Source organism: Acidovorax sp. M14, from assembly GCF_049331375.1.
Classification (GTDB): Bacteria; Pseudomonadota; Gammaproteobacteria; order Burkholderiales; family Burkholderiaceae_C; genus Acidovorax.
Window position 1 is genome coordinate 505,230 of sequence record NZ_CP186263.1, and the last position, 16,591, is coordinate 521,820.

Annotated in this window: 15 protein-coding genes; 7 read left to right on the forward strand and 8 right to left on the reverse strand. The window is 66.8% G+C overall.

From position 1 onward, the window contains the following. Positions 1-117 precede the first annotated feature (117 nt). Positions 118-1,266, forward strand: coding sequence for an ABC transporter substrate-binding protein (locus ACOYR4_RS02415; protein ID WP_291441999.1), 1,149 nt, complete (start codon positions 118-120; stop codon positions 1,264-1,266). Between the two features lie 148 nt (positions 1,267-1,414). Here the strand turns inward: ACOYR4_RS02415 and argE are convergent, their stop codons facing one another. After that, entirely contained in the window at positions 1,415-2,572 is a 1,158-nt protein-coding gene (gene argE, locus ACOYR4_RS02420) for an acetylornithine deacetylase (protein WP_422848510.1), read from the reverse strand. A gap of 76 nt (positions 2,573-2,648) precedes the next feature. On the opposite strand from argE, the gene ACOYR4_RS02425 reads away from it, so the two are divergent. The 4 genes from ACOYR4_RS02425 to ACOYR4_RS02440 all read left to right on the forward strand — a co-directional run bounded on the left by ACOYR4_RS02425 (position 2,649) and on the right by ACOYR4_RS02440 (position 8,096). Beyond that, a complete protein-coding gene (locus ACOYR4_RS02425) occupies positions 2,649-3,860 on the forward strand; it encodes a M20 aminoacylase family protein (RefSeq protein ID WP_422848511.1) in 1,212 nt (403 codons plus the stop codon). Positions 3,861-3,949: 89 nt separating this feature from the next. Beyond that, positions 3,950-5,047 (forward strand): M14 family metallopeptidase, encoded by a 1,098-nt coding sequence (locus ACOYR4_RS02430; protein WP_422848512.1) that lies wholly within the window; start codon positions 3,950-3,952, stop codon positions 5,045-5,047. 201 nt (positions 5,048-5,248) lie between these two features. Further along, on the forward strand, positions 5,249-6,274 hold the full coding sequence (locus ACOYR4_RS02435; protein ID WP_422848513.1) for a response regulator transcription factor: 1,026 nt from the start codon (positions 5,249-5,251) through the stop codon (positions 6,272-6,274). Between the two features lie 187 nt (positions 6,275-6,461). Beyond that, positions 6,462-8,096 carry a tannase/feruloyl esterase family alpha/beta hydrolase gene (locus tag ACOYR4_RS02440; protein WP_422848514.1) on the forward strand — a complete coding sequence of 545 codons (1,635 nt, stop codon included), beginning with the start codon at positions 6,462-6,464 and terminating at the stop codon, positions 8,094-8,096. A 67-nt stretch (positions 8,097-8,163) separates the two neighbouring features. On the opposite strand, the gene ACOYR4_RS02445 is transcribed toward ACOYR4_RS02440, so the two are convergent. The 4 genes from ACOYR4_RS02445 to ACOYR4_RS02460 form a co-directional block, all read right to left on the reverse strand. Further along, entirely contained in the window at positions 8,164-9,330 is a 1,167-nt protein-coding gene (locus tag ACOYR4_RS02445; RefSeq protein ID WP_422848515.1) for a mandelate racemase/muconate lactonizing enzyme family protein, read from the reverse strand. 53 nt (positions 9,331-9,383) lie between these two features. Continuing rightward, the gene (locus tag ACOYR4_RS02450) at positions 9,384-10,082 is read right to left on the reverse strand and encodes an SDR family NAD(P)-dependent oxidoreductase (protein ID WP_422848516.1); all 699 of its coding nucleotides are present in this window, start codon (positions 10,080-10,082) and stop codon (positions 9,384-9,386) included. After that, complete coding sequence (locus ACOYR4_RS02455; RefSeq protein WP_422848517.1) at positions 10,072-11,034, reverse strand: Bug family tripartite tricarboxylate transporter substrate binding protein; 963 nt, start codon at positions 11,032-11,034, stop codon at positions 10,072-10,074. The genes ACOYR4_RS02450 and ACOYR4_RS02455 overlap by 11 nt, the downstream gene beginning before the upstream one ends. Positions 11,035-11,114: 80 nt before the next feature. Further along, entirely contained in the window at positions 11,115-12,053 is a 939-nt protein-coding gene (locus ACOYR4_RS02460) for a dihydrodipicolinate synthase family protein (protein WP_422848518.1), read from the reverse strand. A gap of 119 nt (positions 12,054-12,172) precedes the next feature. Between ACOYR4_RS02460 and ACOYR4_RS02465 the strand changes: the two genes are divergently transcribed. Further along, positions 12,173-13,120 carry a LysR family transcriptional regulator gene (locus ACOYR4_RS02465; RefSeq protein WP_422848519.1) on the forward strand — a complete coding sequence of 316 codons (948 nt, stop codon included), beginning with the start codon at positions 12,173-12,175 and terminating at the stop codon, positions 13,118-13,120. Positions 13,121-13,153: 33 nt separating this feature from the next. Here the strand turns inward: ACOYR4_RS02465 and ACOYR4_RS02470 are convergent, their stop codons facing one another. Continuing rightward, positions 13,154-13,621, reverse strand: a complete 468-nt coding sequence (locus ACOYR4_RS02470; protein ID WP_309827097.1) for a nuclear transport factor 2 family protein — start codon at positions 13,619-13,621, stop codon at positions 13,154-13,156. A gap of 89 nt (positions 13,622-13,710) precedes the next feature. Here ACOYR4_RS02470 and ACOYR4_RS02475 point away from each other — a divergent pair, with 89 nt between their 5' ends. Beyond that, positions 13,711-14,319: a TetR/AcrR family transcriptional regulator gene (locus tag ACOYR4_RS02475; RefSeq protein ID WP_422848520.1), complete on the forward strand. Its 609-nt coding sequence runs from the start codon at positions 13,711-13,713 to the stop codon at positions 14,317-14,319. Between the two features lie 27 nt (positions 14,320-14,346). Here the strand turns inward: ACOYR4_RS02475 and ACOYR4_RS02480 are convergent, their stop codons facing one another. Further along, positions 14,347-14,940, reverse strand: coding sequence for a DUF922 domain-containing Zn-dependent protease (locus ACOYR4_RS02480; protein WP_422848521.1), 594 nt, complete (start codon positions 14,938-14,940; stop codon positions 14,347-14,349). Continuing rightward, positions 14,937-16,571, reverse strand: a complete 1,635-nt coding sequence (locus tag ACOYR4_RS02485; protein ID WP_422848522.1) for a wax ester/triacylglycerol synthase family O-acyltransferase — start codon at positions 16,569-16,571, stop codon at positions 14,937-14,939. Before ACOYR4_RS02485 ends, ACOYR4_RS02480 begins: the two co-directional genes overlap by 4 nt. Positions 16,572-16,591: the final 20 nt, after the last annotated feature.

A 16,591-nucleotide genomic window follows, 5' to 3' on the forward strand; every position in this document is an offset into this window, starting at 1 on the left:
ACTGGCTGTCAGGGTTGGAACAGGCGTGCATATGGGCCCCTGTTTCCACGGGGCTGCCTACCGGCAGTGCAGAGTGGGATGCCCCTTCTTTCTTCTTACAAGAGCAGAGATTTCACCATGAACCAGACAGTATTGGGGCGCAGGCAGTTTTCGGTGGGCATGGGGGCCGTGGCACTGGGTGGGTTCGGCCTGGCGCGTGCGCAGGGCGAGGGGCGCATCGTGCTGGGGCAGTCGGCCGCCTTCACCGGGCCGGCGGCCCAGCTGGGCGTGCAGTTCAACCAGGGTGCCAAACTCTTTTTTGACCAACTCAACGCCCAGGGCGGCGTGGGCAAGCGCATGGTGGAGATCCGCACCATGGACGACGGCTACGAGCCCGACCGCTGCGCCGAGAACACCCGCAAGCTGATTGCCGACGAGGTGTTTGCCCTGTTTGGCTACATCGGCACCCCCACCAGCCTGGCCGCGCTGCCGCTGTTCACCAAGGAGAAGGTGCCGTTTTTTGGCCCCTTCACCGGCGCTGAGGCGCTGCGCCAGCCGTTCAACCGGCTGATCTTCCACGTGCGCGCGTCCTACTACGACGAAACCGCGCTCATCGTGCGCCAGCTCACCAACCTGGGGCTCAAGAAGATTGCGGTGTTCTACCAGAACGACGCCTACGGCAAGGCAGGCCTTGACGGCGTGACCCGTGCGCTGGCCGAGCTGAAGCTGGCCCCCGTGGCGACCGCCACCGTGGAGCGCAATTCCACCGACGTGAAAGCGGCCGTGGACAAGCTGGTGCCCGCCACGCCCGATGCGGTGGTGCAGATTGCCGCCTACGCCGGCAGCGCTGCCTTTGTGCGCGCGGCGCGCAAGGCGGGTTTTGGCGGCACGTTCTACAACGTGTCGTTTGTGGGCACGCAGGCGCTGGCCGACGAGCTGGGCAAGGACGGTGCGGGCGTGGTGGTGTCGCAGGTGGTGCCATCGCCCTACCAGCCTTCGCGCCAGATCACGCGCGAGTTTCTGGAGGCCATCAAGAAGGGCGGCGACAAGGTGCAGCCCAACTACTCCAGCATGGAGGGCTACCTGGCCGCCCGCGTGTTCACCGAAGGGCTGCGCCAGGCCCAGGCCGGCGGAAAGATCACACGCGAGAGCTTCATCACCGGCACCGAGTCCATCGGCAACCAGGTGATCTCGGGCTTTCCGGTGTCGTTCAGCGCCACCAGCCACGCGGCGTCGAAGTTTGTCGAGATGTCGATGCTGACCGGGGACGGCCGGGTGCGGACGTAGCCCCCTGAGCCGCTTCGCGTCTTCCCCCTCAGGAGACGCCACCGGCGGCCTGGCAAAGCCAGTTCCACGGTGGCACTGGTCTGGGCCGCGCCCAGTGCAATCCTCGCGCGCCTTGCGTTGCCCTGACCTGCTAGCTGGTAGCCGCTAGTCAGCCGAACGACTTGGTGCGCGCCAGCCCCTGCATGAACGCTTCGCAGCGTCCCAGCTGTTCCAGGCTCACGTACTCGTCGGGCTGGTGCGCCTGCTGGATGCTGCCGGGGCCGCACACCACGGTGGAGATGCCTGCGTTCTTGAACAGGCCCGCCTCGGTGCCAAAGGCCACCAGCGTGGTGCTTTTTTCTCCCGACAGCTCCTGCGCCAGGCGCGTCACCGGGTCGTCCTTGCTGCCCAGAAAACTCGGGATCTCGCAGATGGTTTCGAACTCGAAGCCTGTGGCAGGCGCCACCTTCTTCATCGCGGGCTCCAGCGATTTGGCGTAGGCCACCACTTCAGACTGCATCTGCGCGGCGTTGGCCGTGGGCAGGTCGCGGAACTCGTAACGGAACTCGGCGTCGCGTGGCACCACGTTGTCGGCAATGCCGCCGTGGAACTGGCCCACGCTGCTGGTGGAGAAGGGCACGTCAAAGCCCTCGAAGCGGGGCTCGTTCTTTTCAAAGTCTTCCGCCATGTCGCGCACCCGGCCCACCACGCGGGCGGCCATCTCGATGGCGTTGACCGAATGCGGCGTGAGGGAGGAGTGCGCTTCCTTGCCGCGCACGCAGCACTTGTAGCGGTACACGCCCTTGTGCGCGATGGCGGGGATCATGCTGGTGGGCTCGCCCACGATGCAGGCCAGTGGTTGGATGTTGGCGTCGCGCAGGTCGGCGATGAGTTCCTTCACGCCAAAGCAGCCAATCTCTTCCTCGTAGCTGAACGCGTAGTGGAGTGCAAACGGCGCATCGCTGTTCAGGAACTGCTCGGCCTGCGACACGGCCACGCCGATGAAGGCCTTCATGTCGGCGCTGCCGCGCCCGTACAGGTTGCCGTCCTTGACCAGTGCACTCAGCGGGTCCATGGTCCAGTCCTGCCCGTCCCACGGCACCGTGTCGGTGTGGCCCGAAAGGATGATGCCCGCTGGCTTGCCCTCGCCCAGCGTGGCGAACAGGTTGGCCTTGGTCTTGTCCTCGTTGAAGGTCAGGCGGCTTTTCACGCCCAGCCTGGCCAGGTGGTCGCGGATGAAATGGATCAGCTCCAGATTGGAGTTGTGGCTGACGGTGTTCATGCGCACCAGGGTTTGCGCAAGTTCGAGGGCGTGGGCAGAAATCATGGGTGGCTAGCGAATAACCCGGGTTGGCACGTGTGTTGCTCCCGGGCTAGACTGTGAGATCGTAAGGACACATATCATGAACGTTATTGACTCCATCGTCACCCAGTCGGCCAGTATTGCAGCGGTGCGCCGGGACATTCACGCCCACCCCGAGCTGTGCTTTGAGGAGGTGCGCACCGCCGACGTGGTGGCGCAAAAGCTCACCGAGTGGGGCATTCCCATCCACCGGGGCCTGGGCAAGACGGGCGTGGTGGGCATCGTCAAGGGGCGCGATGGCGGCGCCAACGGGCGCGCCATCGGCCTGCGCGCCGACATGGACGCCCTGCCCATGCAGGAGTTCAACACCTTCGCCCACGCCAGCAAACACCAGGGCAAGATGCACGCCTGCGGTCACGACGGTCACGTGGCCATGCTGCTGGCGGCGGCCCAGCACTTTGCCAAGCACCGCAACTTTGACGGCACCGTGTACCTGATCTTCCAGCCGGCGGAAGAGGGCGGCGGCGGTGCCCGCGTGATGATCGAGGACGGCCTGTTCGAGCAGTTCCCCATGGAGGCCGTGTACGGCATGCACAACTGGCCCGGCATGCCCGTGGGCACCTTTGCTGTGAGCCCTGGCCCGGTGATGGCATCGACCAGCGAATTCAAGATCACCATCCGGGGCAAGGGCGGCCATGCGGCGCTGCCGCACACCGGCATCGACCCGGTGCCGATTGCCTGTGGCATGGTGCAGACCTTCCAGACCATCATCAGCCGCAACAAGAAGCCCGTGGACGCGGGCGTGATCTCGGTCACCATGATCCACGCGGGCGAGGCCACCAACGTGGTGCCCGACAGCGTGGAACTGCAGGGCACGGTACGCACCTTCACCACTGAAGTGACGGACCTCATCGAAAAGCGCATGCGCCAGATCGCCGAGAACCATTGCGCTGCGCACGACGCCACCTGCGAGTTCGAGTTCGTGCGCAACTACCCGCCCACCGTCAACTCCCCCGCCGAGGCCGAATTTGCCCGCAAGGTCATGACCGGCATCGTGGGTGAAGAGCGTGTGGTGGTCCAGGAGCCCACCATGGGCGCCGAAGATTTTGCCTACATGCTGCAGGCCAAGCCCGGTGCGTACTGCTTCATCGCCAACGGCGACGGTGCCCACCGCGAGATGGGCCACGGCGGCGGCCCCTGCATGCTGCACAACCCCAGCTATGACTTCAACGACGACCTGATCCCGCTGGGCGCGACCTACTGGGTCAAGCTGGCCGAGGAATGGCTGGCCCATCCTGCCAAAGCGGCCTGAGGCGGCGCTACCCCAACCACCCGGGCGCGTGCAGCGCGCGTGCCCGGGTTTTCTTTTTGTCTCCCCACTGACTCCTGAAAGCCCTGCCCATGACCGGAATCGTTGAAGCCTTCTCGCCCAGCTATGCCCAGGCGCGCACCAAGTTTCTGGAGGCCGCCGCAGCCGCTGGCCTGCCCATCGAATCGCATGCCCATCCGCTCAAGGGCCGCGATGGTGAAGACCTGGCCATGGACGTGGTGCGCGACGGCCCGGCCGATGCGAAGAAGCTGCTCATCGTGAGCAGCGCCTGCCATGGCGTCGAGGGCTACTGTGGCAGCGGCGTGCAGGTGTTTGCGCTGCACGATGCCGAGTGGCGCGCCAAGGCGCGCGATGCGGGAGTGGCCACGCTCTACATCCACGCGCTCAACCCCTATGGTTTCTCGCATGTGCGCCGCTTCACACACGAGAACGTGGACCTGAACCGCAACTTCCAGGACTTCAGCAAGCCCCTGCCGGTGAACACGGCCTACCGCGAGGTGCAGCCCCTGCTGCTGCCCGAGCAGTGGCCACCCGGCCCTGAGAACCAGGCAGCGGTGGCGGAGTACATCGCCACCAAGGGCGAGGCCGCGTGGCAGGCCGCCATCTCGCAAGGCCAGCACGAGTTTCCGCAGGGTGTGTTCTTTGGCGGCACCGAGCCCACCTGGAGCAACCGCACGCTGCGCCACGTGCTGCGCCAGCACGGTGCCGCTGCTTCGAAGATCGCCTGGATTGACCTGCACACCGGCCTGGGCCCCAGTGGCCATGGCGAGCGCATTTATGCCGGCAATGACGACGCTGTGGCCGTGGCTCGCGCACGCGCCTGGTGGGACGGCGGCGGCGCCACGCCGGTCACGTCGATCTACGACGGCTCGTCCACCTCGGCCTTCCTCACCGGCCTGATGTGGACCTCGATCTACGACGAGTGCCCCCATGCCGAGTACACCGGCATTGCCATGGAGTACGGCACGGTGCCCGTGCTCGACGTGATGAACGCCATCCGTGCCGAGCAATGGCTCAATCTGCACCCCGAAACTCCGGCTGACAAGGCGGCCCAGATCAAGGCGCAAATGCTGGCGGCCTTTTACACCGACACCGACGTGTGGAAGGGCCAGATCATCAGCCAGGCACGGCAGTCGATGTTCCAGGCGGTGGACGGGCTGGCGGCCTGATTTTGTGCCAAAGCAAACCAAGGCGCTAGTGCCATATGGTTAGGTTGCTATCAATATGATAGTTTCCGCGCCGAGTCGGTGCGGGTGATCCGGGTTTACGGGGGGTGGGGTTGCCACCGTGCGGCGGCTACCATCGCCCCAAAAACCAGGAGACACCATGGCCTCTGACCCTGTGCGCGATGCGGGGCGACGCGCATGCCGATGAGCCCGCCTTCTGCCCGGCAGGCGAGGCTGGCACAGCAACCCTCCGTTCCGCCGACCGACCCGCTGCGCGCGTTGAGCCGCAGCCTGCTCCAGCTGTCCGAGCATGCCCAGCAGGTGGCCCCACAGGACTTGTTGCACCAGGCCATGCAGACCTTGCAAAGCCTGGTGCCTTTTGATTCCGCCTGGTGGGGCGAGGTCTCGGCGGGCGATGTGCAGGTGGCGCCCCGCAACTGGCTGCACGGCAGCATGGGCCTGAGCCGCAGTTTTGCCGAGGAGTGGAACGCGCTGGCGGCAGTGGACCTGTTCGGGCAACAGTCCATGCAGCAGCTGGGGGTGGTGATCCGCGAACGTGACGTGGTGGGCACTGTGCCCGAGCACCCAGACGTTGCGGCCTTCAGCCAGCGCCACGGCCTGCACCACTGCATGGCCCTCACGGCCGAGCTGCCTGACAGCGGACTGATGTTTTTTGTCTCCATCTACCGCCCGCCGACGCGACCTGAGTTTTCGGACGGCGAGACCGTGCTGTTCGGCGAATTCGTCCTGCACCTGTTGCAGCAGTGGCACCACCGGCTGCAGCGTCTGCAGAGCGATACCCCCGGCCGCCCGTGGGACCGCTTTGCCCTGGCCCGGCCGTCGGGCGAGCTGCTGTTTGCCGGGCTGCGCATCAGCCGGGCGCTGGGGGAGGCCAGCCCCGGCTGGAACGGCACCCACCTGCCACCGGCGGTGGCGCAGGCCCTGGCGGGCGCGCCCTGCACCCTGTCGGTGGGCAAGGCCTGCCGCCTGCGGCTGGAGCCCTGCGGGCCGCTGGTGGCGGTGAGCCTGGCCTCGCGCCAGCACAAGCAGGCGCTGGCCCCGCGCGAGCTGAGTGCCGCCATGCTCTACGCCCAGGGCCGCTCGCACAAAGACATTGCGGCCACGCTGGGCCTCACCCCCGCCACGGTGCGCACCTACCTGCGCACGGCCTATGCCGCGCTGGGCGTGAGCAACAAGCTGGAGCTGGTGGCGGCGCTGCGCCACCAGTAGCGAGCGGTTACGGGGTGCCGCAGGTGGACCCTGCGGTGCTCGGTAGTTTCCCGCTCCCTCTGCATTTGCAGAGGCTGCAACCGCGCCGCCTTTTCCTATCGTCCGCACCGGAGTCCAGACACCGGTGCGGGCCACACCGTCGCCCGGCCTGGACTCCTGAAGAACCGTCATAACAGGAGACCCTCGCATGTTCCCCCATCCTCACTCCCTCCCTGCGGCGCCCCGGCGCCACGCCCTGGCACGCGCAGGGCGAAGGACTGCCGCCTGCACCTTGGGTGCCGTGGCCACGTTGGCCCTGACCGCCTGCGGCGGCGGCAGCGACGCCAATCCCCCACTGGCCAGCAAACCCCTGGCCGAAGCCTGCGCCGCGTACACCTCTGCCGTGCTCCCCCACGGCGCCAAAGTCACCCGCACCGAGCTGCGCAAGGCCGACGCCACCTTGCCCGACGCCTGCATCGTGCGCGGGCAGATCGTCTCGTCGCCCGAGTCCACCATCCACTGGGCGGTAGAGCTGCCCACGCTGGCGCAGTGGAACGGCAAGACGCTGACCATTGGCGGTGGCGGCTTTGACGGCTTCATCCCCACCGACGACCCGTGGTACCAGCAGCTGGTGGGCCCGTCGGCCAACCCGTACGTGAAGATCAGCTCCGACTCCGGCCACCAGATCCGCGGCTTTGCCTGGGGCAAGAGCGACGTGGCGCTGCGCAACCACGCGTTCGATGCCAACCATTTCGTGCTGGAGGTGGGCACCACGATCGCCACCGAGTTCTATGGCAAGCGCCCCGTGCGGCGCTACCACATGGGCCATTCCAACGGCGGTCGGTCGGGGCTCATCTCCACGCAGAAGTACCCCAAGGACTACGACGGCGTGGTGGCCATGGAGCCCGCCATCAGCCAGCAGGCGCACCAGGTCAACCTGGGGCCCACGGTGCTGCGCCACATCTTCAAGAGCCGCGACAACTGGATGAGCCCTGCCAAGATCGCGCTGTATGCCAAAGCCGAGGTGGCGGCGTGTGATGGCCTCGATGGCCTGAAGGACGGCATCATCGGCAACATCGAGGCGTGCAACTACGTGCCCACCGAGCTGCTGTGCCAGGGGGCGGACAGCGACAGCTGCCTCACGGCCGGCCAGATCGAATCCATCCGCCTCATCTACAGCGACCACAAGACACCCGTGACCTTGTCGCGCGGTGCCGTGGGCTACCCGCGCTATGGCCGGGGCGGGGCGTCCACGTCGGACTGGCAGTCGTACATGTTCGGCACCAGCTTTGACGCGCCCGATTCGTTCAACCACATGGCCGTGACGGAAGCCGCGCGCCTGGTGGAGGGTAACCCCAACGCCAACATCCTGAGCCACGACCCCACGCAGTACCAGGCGCAGTACGCGCGGCTGGCCGAGATGATCGATGGCACGGACCCTGACATCTCCGCCTTTGCCGACAACGGCGGCAAGCTGCTGATCTGGTACGGCCTGGGCGACACCTGCGTGTCGCTGTACCGCACGGCAGACTACTTCGACACGGTCAAGCAGCGCCTGGGCGCCAGCAAGGTGCAGGGCTTTGCGCGCATGGTCACCTCGCCCTCCAACGGGCATGACCTGGACGGCGCGGGCACCGAGCCGCGCTCCATCGACCTGCTCGCCGCCATGGACGCCTGGGTGGAAAAGGGCGTGGTCCCGGACAAGCTGGTCGCCACCAAGTTCGCGCCCGGCACCACCACGCCCGTGGCCCAGCGCCCGGTGTGCGAGTACCCCCAATTCCCGCGCTACAACGGCACGGGTGACCCGAGCAAGGCAGAGAGCTTTACCTGCTCAGCCACCTGAGCAACACATTGGATGTGGATGCAAAAAGGCACGCCCCTGGGCGTGCCTTTTTTCGTCCCGTCGTCCATCAGGATGCCAGCGCGCGCATCTCCGCAATCAGGTCCGACTTGCCTTCAAAGCCGATGCCCGGCAGCGGCGGCAGCGTGACATAGCCGTTGTCCACCTTCACGCCATCGGGGAAGCCGCCGTAAGGCTGGAACAGGTCGGGGTAGCTCTCGTTGCCGCCCAGGCCCAGGCCGGCGGCAATCGCCAGCGACATCTGGTGGCCGCCGTGCGGTATGCAGCGGCTGGGGGACCAGCCGTACTCCTTGAGCATGTCGAGCGTGCGCAGGTACTCCACCAGGCCGTAGCTGAGCGCGCAGTCGAACTGCAGCCAGTCGCGGTCCTTGTGCATGCCGCCGTGGCGGATCAGGTTGCGCGCATCTTGCATGGAGAACAGGTTCTCGCCCGTGGCCATCGGGCCCTTGTAGACCTCGCCCAGCTTCGCCTGCAGCTCGTAGTCCAGCGGGTCGCCCGCTTCTTCGTACCAGAACAGCGGGTACTGCGACAAGGCCTTGCCGTACTCGATGGCGGTCTTCAGATCGAAGCGGCCATTGGCGTCCACCGCCAGTTGCTGGCCTGGGCCCAGGATCTTGAGCACCGACTCGATGCGTTCGCAGTCCTCGGCCAGCGTGGCGCCGCCGATCTTCATCTTGACCACCGAATAGCCGCGCGCCAGGTAGCTTTCCATTTCCTTCTTGAGGCCATCGAGCCCCTTGCCAGGGTAGTAGTAGCCGCCGGCCGCGTAGACGAACACGCGCGGGTTGGGTGTGCCGTTGCCATAGCGCTCGGCCAGCAGCTGGAACAGCGGCTTGCCCGCAATCTTGGCCGTGGCGTCCCACACGGCCATGTCGATGGTGCCCACCGCCACCGAGCGCTCGCCGTGGCCGCCGGGCTTCTCGTTGATCATCATGCGGGCCCAGACCTTGTGCGGGTCCAGGTTCTCACCGGTCTCATCCAGCAGGCTGGCGGATTCGGCCTCCAGCACGCGCGGGATGAAACGGTCGCGCATCAGCGCGCCCTGGCCGTAGCGGCCGTTGGAGTTGAAGCCGTAGCCGATCACCGGCTTGCCATCGCGGATCACGTCGGTGACCACGGCCACGAGGCTCAGCGTCATCTTCGAGAAGTCGATGTAGGCGTTGCGGATGTCCGACTTGATGGGGCGAGTCGATTCGAGGATGTTGACGATCTTCATGGTGGTCGCGTTCGTTGGCAAAGAGGAAAGAGGGCGGGATAAAAAAGGGCGTATCAGCGGGCGAGCGAGGAGCCTCCGCAGATCGCGATGTCCTGCCCCGTGATGGCGGCGGCAGGAGCGGACAGAAGAAATGCCACCAGCGCCGCAATCTCGGCGGGTTCGATCAGGCGGCCGATGGGTGGCAGGCGCGGCGCGCTGCCCTGGCGCGCGGGGGCGATCAGCATGCCGGTGGCGGTGGCCGCGGGCGAGACCACGTTCACCGTCACGCCCTGGGCAGCCACCTCGGCCGCCCAGCTGCGTGCCAGCGCGATCAGCGCGGCCTTGGTCGCGGCGTACTGCCCGCGCCCTGCCATGCCCTGGGCCACGCGGCTGCCGATGAACACCACGCGCCCCTGGTCACGCTGGGCCATGCCGGGCACGATGGCGTCGGCCAGGCGGGCGGCGGCGTCCACGTGCAGGCGCCACATCAGTTCGCCGCCCGCATGGTCGAGCTGGCCCAGCGGCCCGACGCGCAGCACCCCCGCCGCGTGGACCAGCGCATCCACGTTGGGCAGCGCTGTGGATACGCGGGCAATGTCAGCGCCGTCGGCAAGATTGACCGGCACGTGGATGAACGATGGATGGACGATGGATGGCTGGGCAACGTCCAGGCCGCTCACGCGCCAGCCGCCCGCCAGCAGTGACTCGGCAATGCTGCGGCCGATGCCGCTGCTGGCACCGGTGACGACCGCGTGGCGGGCACTACTCGACACGGATGTTCCCCTCGGTCACGATCTTCTGGGACCGCTCCATGTCGCTGCGCTGGAACTTGGCGAAGTCCTCCACGCTGCCCGGCGTGGTCAGCAGCCCTTGCTCTTTGAGCTTGGGCGTCATTTCGGCCAGGGCCTTGTTCACCTCGGTGTTCAGCCGCTGCGTGATGTCTGCGGGCAGCTTGGCCGGGCCCCACAGGCCATACCAGCTGTAGAACTCATAGCCCGGAATCGTCTCGCCCACCGTGGGCACGTCCGGCAGGCTGGCCGCGCGCTGGGCGGAGGTGACGGCCACTACGCGTAGCATGCCGCTCTTGTGGTACTGCAGCGAGCCGAGGATGGGGTCGATGAAGCCGTCGATCTGCCCGCCGATCAGGTCCTGGAAAGCCGGCGCCGTGCCCTTGTACGGCACGATCAGGTAGTCGAGGTTGCCCGCGCGCTTGAGCAGCTCGGTGGACAGGTGCCCAGCCGAGCCGATGGAGCCCACGGCAAAGGTCATCTTGCCGGGGTTTGCCTTGGCGTAAGCCATCAGTGACTTGATGTCGGTGACCGGCAGGTTCTTGTTGATGGCCACCGACAGCGGTGCCTTGGCCACCAGCGCCACGGGCGTGAAGTCCTTGACCACGCCATAGGGCACGGACTTCATGGTCATGGGCGCGGTGGTGAAGGTGGATGCGTTGAACAGCAGCGTGTAGCCGTCGGCCTGGGCCTTGGCCACCACATCGCCGCCGATCACACCATTGCCGCCAGGCTTGTTCTCCACGATGAAGTTCTGGCCCATCTGCTCGCCCAGCTTTTGCGCGAGCTGGCGTCCCACGGTGTCGAGCGTGCCGCCCGGCGGAAAGGGGATGACCATCCGGATGGGCTTGGTGGGGTAGGCCTGCGCAAAGCTGCTGGCCGCCATCGCGAGGGTGACCGCACCCACGGCGGCGCGGAGGAAATGTTGGCGTTGCATGGTGTCTTGTCTCCTTGTCGGTTTTCTTGCGTGCCGTCAGGCGCGGGGGACTCCAAATCCACCGGCCTCGCCGGAGGCGCTCAGCGCTTGAGCAAGCCGGCCTGCTTCACCGCAGCGCGCAGGGCTTCGACTTCCTTGGCATTCGGCGCCTCGGTCGGCGGGCGCACGGTGGCGTCGTCAATCACACCCGCCAGGTACATGCCGCCCTTCATGCGGGCGTGGGCCTCGCCCGTGGGCTCGCCGCCGCCATACACCGCGTCTTTCAGCGGTGTGATGACGGCCTGCACTTCCATGGCCTTTTTCAGGTCGCCGGCCTTCACCGCATTCCACAAATCGATGATGAGCTGCGGGATGAAGGTGGCAAAGCCCACCAGCGCACCGTCCACGCCCTGCACCATCGAGGCCAGCAGGTATTCGTCGTGGCAGGTCAGGATGGCCTTAGACGCATCGGCCTCGCGGATGGCCTGGATGTCGCGGGCGTACTTGTTCATGTCGCGCTGGCCCACCTTGAAGGCCTGCAGGTAGGGCAGCGTGGCCAGATCGGCCAGCAGCTGCGACGAGTACGAGGCGCGCGTCCAGGCCGGGTACACGTGGCAGACCAGGTCGGCATTCGGCGCAGCCTCATGGATCGCCTCGAAGTACTGCAGCGCATGGCCGGAGGTGAAGCCAAAGCGCAGCCAGTGGTGCGGGGGCATCACGTCCAGCGCCACGGCGCCGGCGGCGACGGCGGCGCGGGCATGGTCGGCCGCGTCCTTGAGGCCTTCGCAGACGATGGACGAGATCACCGGGCAGCGGCCCTTGAGCTCATCGGCCACGATCCGGGTGACCTCGGCGCGCTCGGCCGGTGTGAGTGAGAAAACCTCGCCCGTGTGGCCGTTGGTCATGATGGCTACCACACCCTCGTGGCCCGCCAGCCAGGACGCGAGCTTGCGCAGCGCGGGCTCGTCGATGCGGTGGTCCGGGGTGAAAGGGCACGAGATGGCGGGGATGATCCCGCGATAATTTGCGATGGCAGGCATGCTTTCTTGTCTCCGTTGGGAAAAGCTGGTGAACAACGGGGTGGATCATTTCCCACCCAGTGCCAGCGGTCCAATACTCGAATCGCATACAACTATCTATCGATCCATCGCGGAGACACATGGGACCCGGCAATCGACCCCTGGACCTGGAATGGCTGGAGGATTTCCTCGCCCTGGCTGAGACGGGCAATTTCTCGCGTGCGGCGGAGGCACGCGCCATTGCCCAGCCTGCCTTCAGCCGCCATATTCGCGCCTTGGAAGACTGGGTGGGCGTGGAGCTGTTCGACCGCAGTGCCCACCCTGCGGCGCTCACGGCGGCAGGCCAGCGCTTTTTGCCGTTGCTGGAGACCATCCTCGCCAACCTGGAAGCCGCGCGCATCAAGGCCCGTGCTGCACACGACCTGGCGGCTGCCAGCCTGCGCTTTGCGGCCACGCACGTGCTCTCGCTCACGTTCTTTCCGCGCTGGCTGGTGGGCGTGGAGGCACGACTGCGCCTGGGGCCCATCCAGACCATGTCGGACAGCTCGCAGGCCTGCGAAGACCTGATGCTGCAGCGCCGTGTGCAGTTTGTGCTGTGCCATGGTCATGACGAGGTGCCGGGGCGCCTGGACGAGGCGCAGTACCCCATGTGCCGCTTGGCGGACGACCGGTTGCTGCCCGTCAGTGCGCCCCAGCCGGGGAGCGCTGCAGGCCAGCCGCTGCACGCGCTGGACCAGTCGGCCCCGGTGCCGGCTCTGGCCTACAGCGACGCGTCGGGGCTGGGCCGCATCATGCGGGCCCGCATGCGCGGGGTGTTTGCCGAAAGCGCAGACGGCCCGGTGGCGGTGGTGTTCACCGCGCACCACGCGGTGTTGCTCAAGACCCTGGCCCAGGAAGGGCGGGGCGTGGCCTGGCTGCCCGAAAGCCTGATTTCCGACGAACTGCGCGCCGGCACGCTGGTGGCCGCCGGGGCCGCCGACTGGAATGTGCCGGTGCAGATTCGCCTGTACCGCCAACGCGCCGAGATGTCGCCTGTGGCGGAGTCGTTATGGGAACTGGCGTTGGCGCAGGTGGCGTCGCAGCCCTGAGCGCTTGCCGGTCCCCTTGCGGGCCGCCCATCTTCAAAGACCCAGGTCGCTCAACCCCGGGTGGTCGTCCGGCCGGCGCCCCAGTGGCCAGAAAAACAGCCGGTCTGCGGCCTGGATGGGGCGGTCATTGATGCTGGCGTGGCGCACGGCCATCAAACCATCGTCATTGAACTCCCAGTTCTCGTTGCCGTAGCTGCGGTACCACTGGCCTGCGTCGTCATGCCATTCGTAGGCGAACCGCACGGCGATGCGGTGGCCGCTGAACGCCCACAGCTCCTTGATGAGGCGGTAGTCCAGTTCGCGCGCCCACTTGCGCTCCAGCAGCTGCCGGGCGGCCTCGCGGCCCACGGGGAACTCAGCGCGGTTGCGCCAGCGCGTGTCCTCGGTGTAGGCCAGGGCCACGCGGGCAGGGTCGCGCGAGTTCCAGCCGTCTTCGGCCAGGCGCACCTTCTGGACGGCGGTGTGTTGTGTAAAGGGGGGCAAGGGCGGGCGTGTTTCCATGGGGACCTCGAAGGTGAAGGGTTGATGTAGACAGGTCTGTCTACTCGCCATCATAAGGCCATGTAGACAGGTTTGTCTACAATGGGCGAATGACCTTTGATCCACTCCCCCCTGGCTGGCAAGACCTGCCCGCCCGAGACCGCCTGCTGCACACGGCCCATGCGCTGTTCTACCGGGACGGCATTCGCGCCACGGGCATCGACCGCGTGATCGCGGAGTCCGGCGTGACCAAGGTGACCTTCTACCGGCATTTCCCGAGCAAGAACGACCTGATCTGCGCGTATCTGGAGTACCGGCACACCGGCTGGATGGCCTGGTTTGCCGACGCGCTGCAGCGGCATGCGCACGCGTTGCCCGCAGGCACCGACCGCACGCGGGCCTTGGCGCCTGCCCTGGCGGAATGGTTGGGCAGCCAGCACTTTCGGGGCTGCGCCTTCATCAACAGCGTGAGCGAGCTGGGAGACACCGTGCCCGAGGTGCTGGAGATTGCACAGCGCCACAAGCGCGACATGACGGCGTTGCTGGCGGGCTTGCTGCCTGCGTCTGCCCAACGTGCGCAGATTGCACAGGCACTCACCCTGGTGGTGGAGGGGGCCATCGTGCGCGTGCAGATGGGCGAGCCCGTGGCCGAGGTGGTGGCCGCGGTGTCCCGCCTGACGGATGGGCTGCTGGCAGCGCCTCTACAACGCAAGCGCTAAGGCCGCTGCTGGCCTCCGCCTGTGCGATCAGTCCAGCCGCGCGCCTTGTGTGGCACCGTGGCGGGTGCTCTGGTCGTATTGCTTTTCGCGTGCCACATGGTCCTGCAGCAGCCGGTGGCCCAGGGCATTGGCCTCGCGCTCCAACGTGGCGCAATCGGGTGCTGCAGGCATCTGCCGGATGCCCTGGTCGATGGCTTGCGCGGCATCGCGGCCGATCTGCACATGGCCCTGCTCGTGGTGGGACAGGGCGCGGAGGTATCGGTCAAAAGCCGCTTGTTGCTCGGGGCTTGCGGCTTGCAGTTCGGGCAGTTGCACCTCGGTGTGCAGCCGGGTGGTGACCTCGGTGATCGCGCAGCGGCCCGAGGCTTCGCGCCACCAACGGAAGGTCCAGCGCACGTTCCAGCGGGTATAGCCATGAAAGCGCTGCCCACCCACCGTGATGGGTGTGGCGGCATGCAGGGCAGCGCGCAGGCTCTCACCTGGCTGGGCGCGCACCACGTAAGGCCGCTGGGTGTTTTCTTCCCGCACCTCCGCGTGCACGCCGCTGGCGCCCAGCAGCCAAGCGATTGCACACGCCCGGCGTGCCCAGGCTCGGAGCGGCAGGGGGGCCAAGCCGGTCATTCGCCCCACGGCAGCATCAGCGTGAGCAGCGACAGCTGGTCAAACTCGGGCGCGAAGGCGTCGATGATCTGCTGCGGCTCGGGGCACAAGGTGGTGTCGGTGATCACGCCAAACTGCACGCCACCACCGTAGCTCAGGATGGAGACCCCCAGGCCAATGTCGCCCGACTGCGGCACCCAGAACATGCACTGCGTGACGCGCGATCCGCACAGCGTGAGCTGTTCCTTGGGGCCGGGCACGTTGGTCATCACCGCCGTGGTCTTGCGACCGAACAGATTGAGCAGTGCGTCCTGTGCGGGCTTGATCATCAGCCCCGCCACAGCCAGCATCGCAAACGCCAGGATGGGTTGGGTGCTGCCCTTGAGCGCATTCATGCGCTTGCGCACTTCGTACACGCGCTCGATGGGGTTGGCCACGCCAATCGGTAGCACCAGAGGCACCAGGCCAAAGCGGTTGCCCAGCTTCCAGGCCTCCTCCATGGGGCGCAGGTTCACCGGGATCATGGCGCGGATCTCCTGGCCCGTCGGGTCATCGCCCTGGCTGCGCAAGTAGCCGCCGATGGCGCCCGCCACGCACGACAACAGCACATCGTTGATGGAGCAGTTGAGCGCCTTGCCGATGGCCTTGACCTCTTCGAGCGGGATCGGCGGGCACCAGGCCACGCGTTTGGCGCTACCGGGTTGGCCCTTGAGGCGGGTGGGGGAGTCGTCGGGCATCAACGCCAGCGCGGCCGCATCACTCACCAGCTGGTAGGCCACGCGGGCCATGTCGGCCGTGCCTGAGAGCCCATGCTGCATGGCCTTCTCCGGATCGCCCAGCATTTGCAACGACTTGGCCGCGCTGTCGCCTGCCAAGTCCAGCGCCTTCACGGTGAGGCCAGTGAAGGGCTTGATCAGGGCATCCGCAATCCAGTCCTCGGCGGTGGCGGCTTCCTTGCCCGTTCGCGCCTTGCGCTTGGGGGGCTCCGAGCCGCCATCCACCAGCGACATGGTCACCGAGATGAGGGCAATGCCGTCGGCAATGCAGTGGTGGATGCGCACGATGAGCGCGCTGCCTTGGGTGCCGTCGTCGCCCACAAAGTCTTCGATCAGGTGCATCTGCCACAGCGGGCGGCGGGTATCGAGCGGCTGCATGGCCAGTTCACCCACGCGGTCTTGCAGCGCACGCTGCATGCTGTGGCCTTTGCGGTGGGGCAGCTTTTCGCGCAGCACATGCGCAGCAATGTCGAAGTTGCGGTCCTCCACCCAGGTGGCGCCCGCCGCGTCTTCCACCACCCGCTGGCGAAAGCGCGGGTACTGCAGCAGGCGCTGCTGCACGCGTTCGCAGAGCGCCTCCCAGGTGATGCCGGGCGACAGGGTCCACACGCCGTTGATCATCATCAGGTTGCTGTGGGAGTCCATGCGCAGCCAGGCGGTATCGACCTTGCTCATGCGCTCGCCCGACAGGCCCAGCATGCCGGTGGCGGCGCGGCGCACGTTCTTCTGCACCACGGTGGCGGCTTTGCGGGCGGCGGGGGGCAGGGCCTGGGCCGCCTTGCGCGCCACCTCAGGCCCTTGGTCGCGCAGGGTGCGCAGGGGGCTTGTGCTGTGGCCGGGTGTGGCTTTGCGGGGGGGAGGAATGCGGGTCACCATCAGATGTACACCTATTGTTT

Bases quoted from the DNA above. Each gene is read 5' to 3' on its own strand.
- ACOYR4_RS02430 (WP_422848512.1), top strand. From the start codon at position 3,950: ATGACCGGAATCGTTGAAGCCTTCTCGCCCAGCTATGCCCAGGCGCGC.
- ACOYR4_RS02480 (WP_422848521.1), bottom strand. From the start codon at position 14,940: ATGACCGGCTTGGCCCCCCTGCCGCTCCGAGCCTGGGCACGCCGGGCG.
- ACOYR4_RS02455 (WP_422848517.1), bottom strand. From the start codon at position 11,034: ATGCAACGCCAACATTTCCTCCGCGCCGCCGTGGGTGCGGTCACCCTC.
- ACOYR4_RS02470 (WP_309827097.1), bottom strand. From the start codon at position 13,621: ATGGAAACACGCCCGCCCTTGCCCCCCTTTACACAACACACCGCCGTC.
- argE (WP_422848510.1), bottom strand. From the start codon at position 2,572: ATGATTTCTGCCCACGCCCTCGAACTTGCGCAAACCCTGGTGCGCATG.
- ACOYR4_RS02460 (WP_422848518.1), bottom strand. From the start codon at position 12,053: ATGCCTGCCATCGCAAATTATCGCGGGATCATCCCCGCCATCTCGTGC.
- ACOYR4_RS02425 (WP_422848511.1), top strand. From the start codon at position 2,649: ATGAACGTTATTGACTCCATCGTCACCCAGTCGGCCAGTATTGCAGCG.
- ACOYR4_RS02415 (WP_291441999.1), top strand. From the start codon at position 118: ATGAACCAGACAGTATTGGGGCGCAGGCAGTTTTCGGTGGGCATGGGG.
- ACOYR4_RS02445 (WP_422848515.1), bottom strand. From the start codon at position 9,330: ATGAAGATCGTCAACATCCTCGAATCGACTCGCCCCATCAAGTCGGAC.
- ACOYR4_RS02485 (WP_422848522.1), bottom strand. From the start codon at position 16,571: ATGGTGACCCGCATTCCTCCCCCCCGCAAAGCCACACCCGGCCACAGC.
- ACOYR4_RS02465 (WP_422848519.1), top strand. From the start codon at position 12,173: ATGGGACCCGGCAATCGACCCCTGGACCTGGAATGGCTGGAGGATTTC.
- ACOYR4_RS02440 (WP_422848514.1), top strand. From the start codon at position 6,462: ATGTTCCCCCATCCTCACTCCCTCCCTGCGGCGCCCCGGCGCCACGCC.
- ACOYR4_RS02475 (WP_422848520.1), top strand. From the start codon at position 13,711: ATGACCTTTGATCCACTCCCCCCTGGCTGGCAAGACCTGCCCGCCCGA.
- ACOYR4_RS02435 (WP_422848513.1), top strand. From the start codon at position 5,249: ATGAGCCCGCCTTCTGCCCGGCAGGCGAGGCTGGCACAGCAACCCTCC.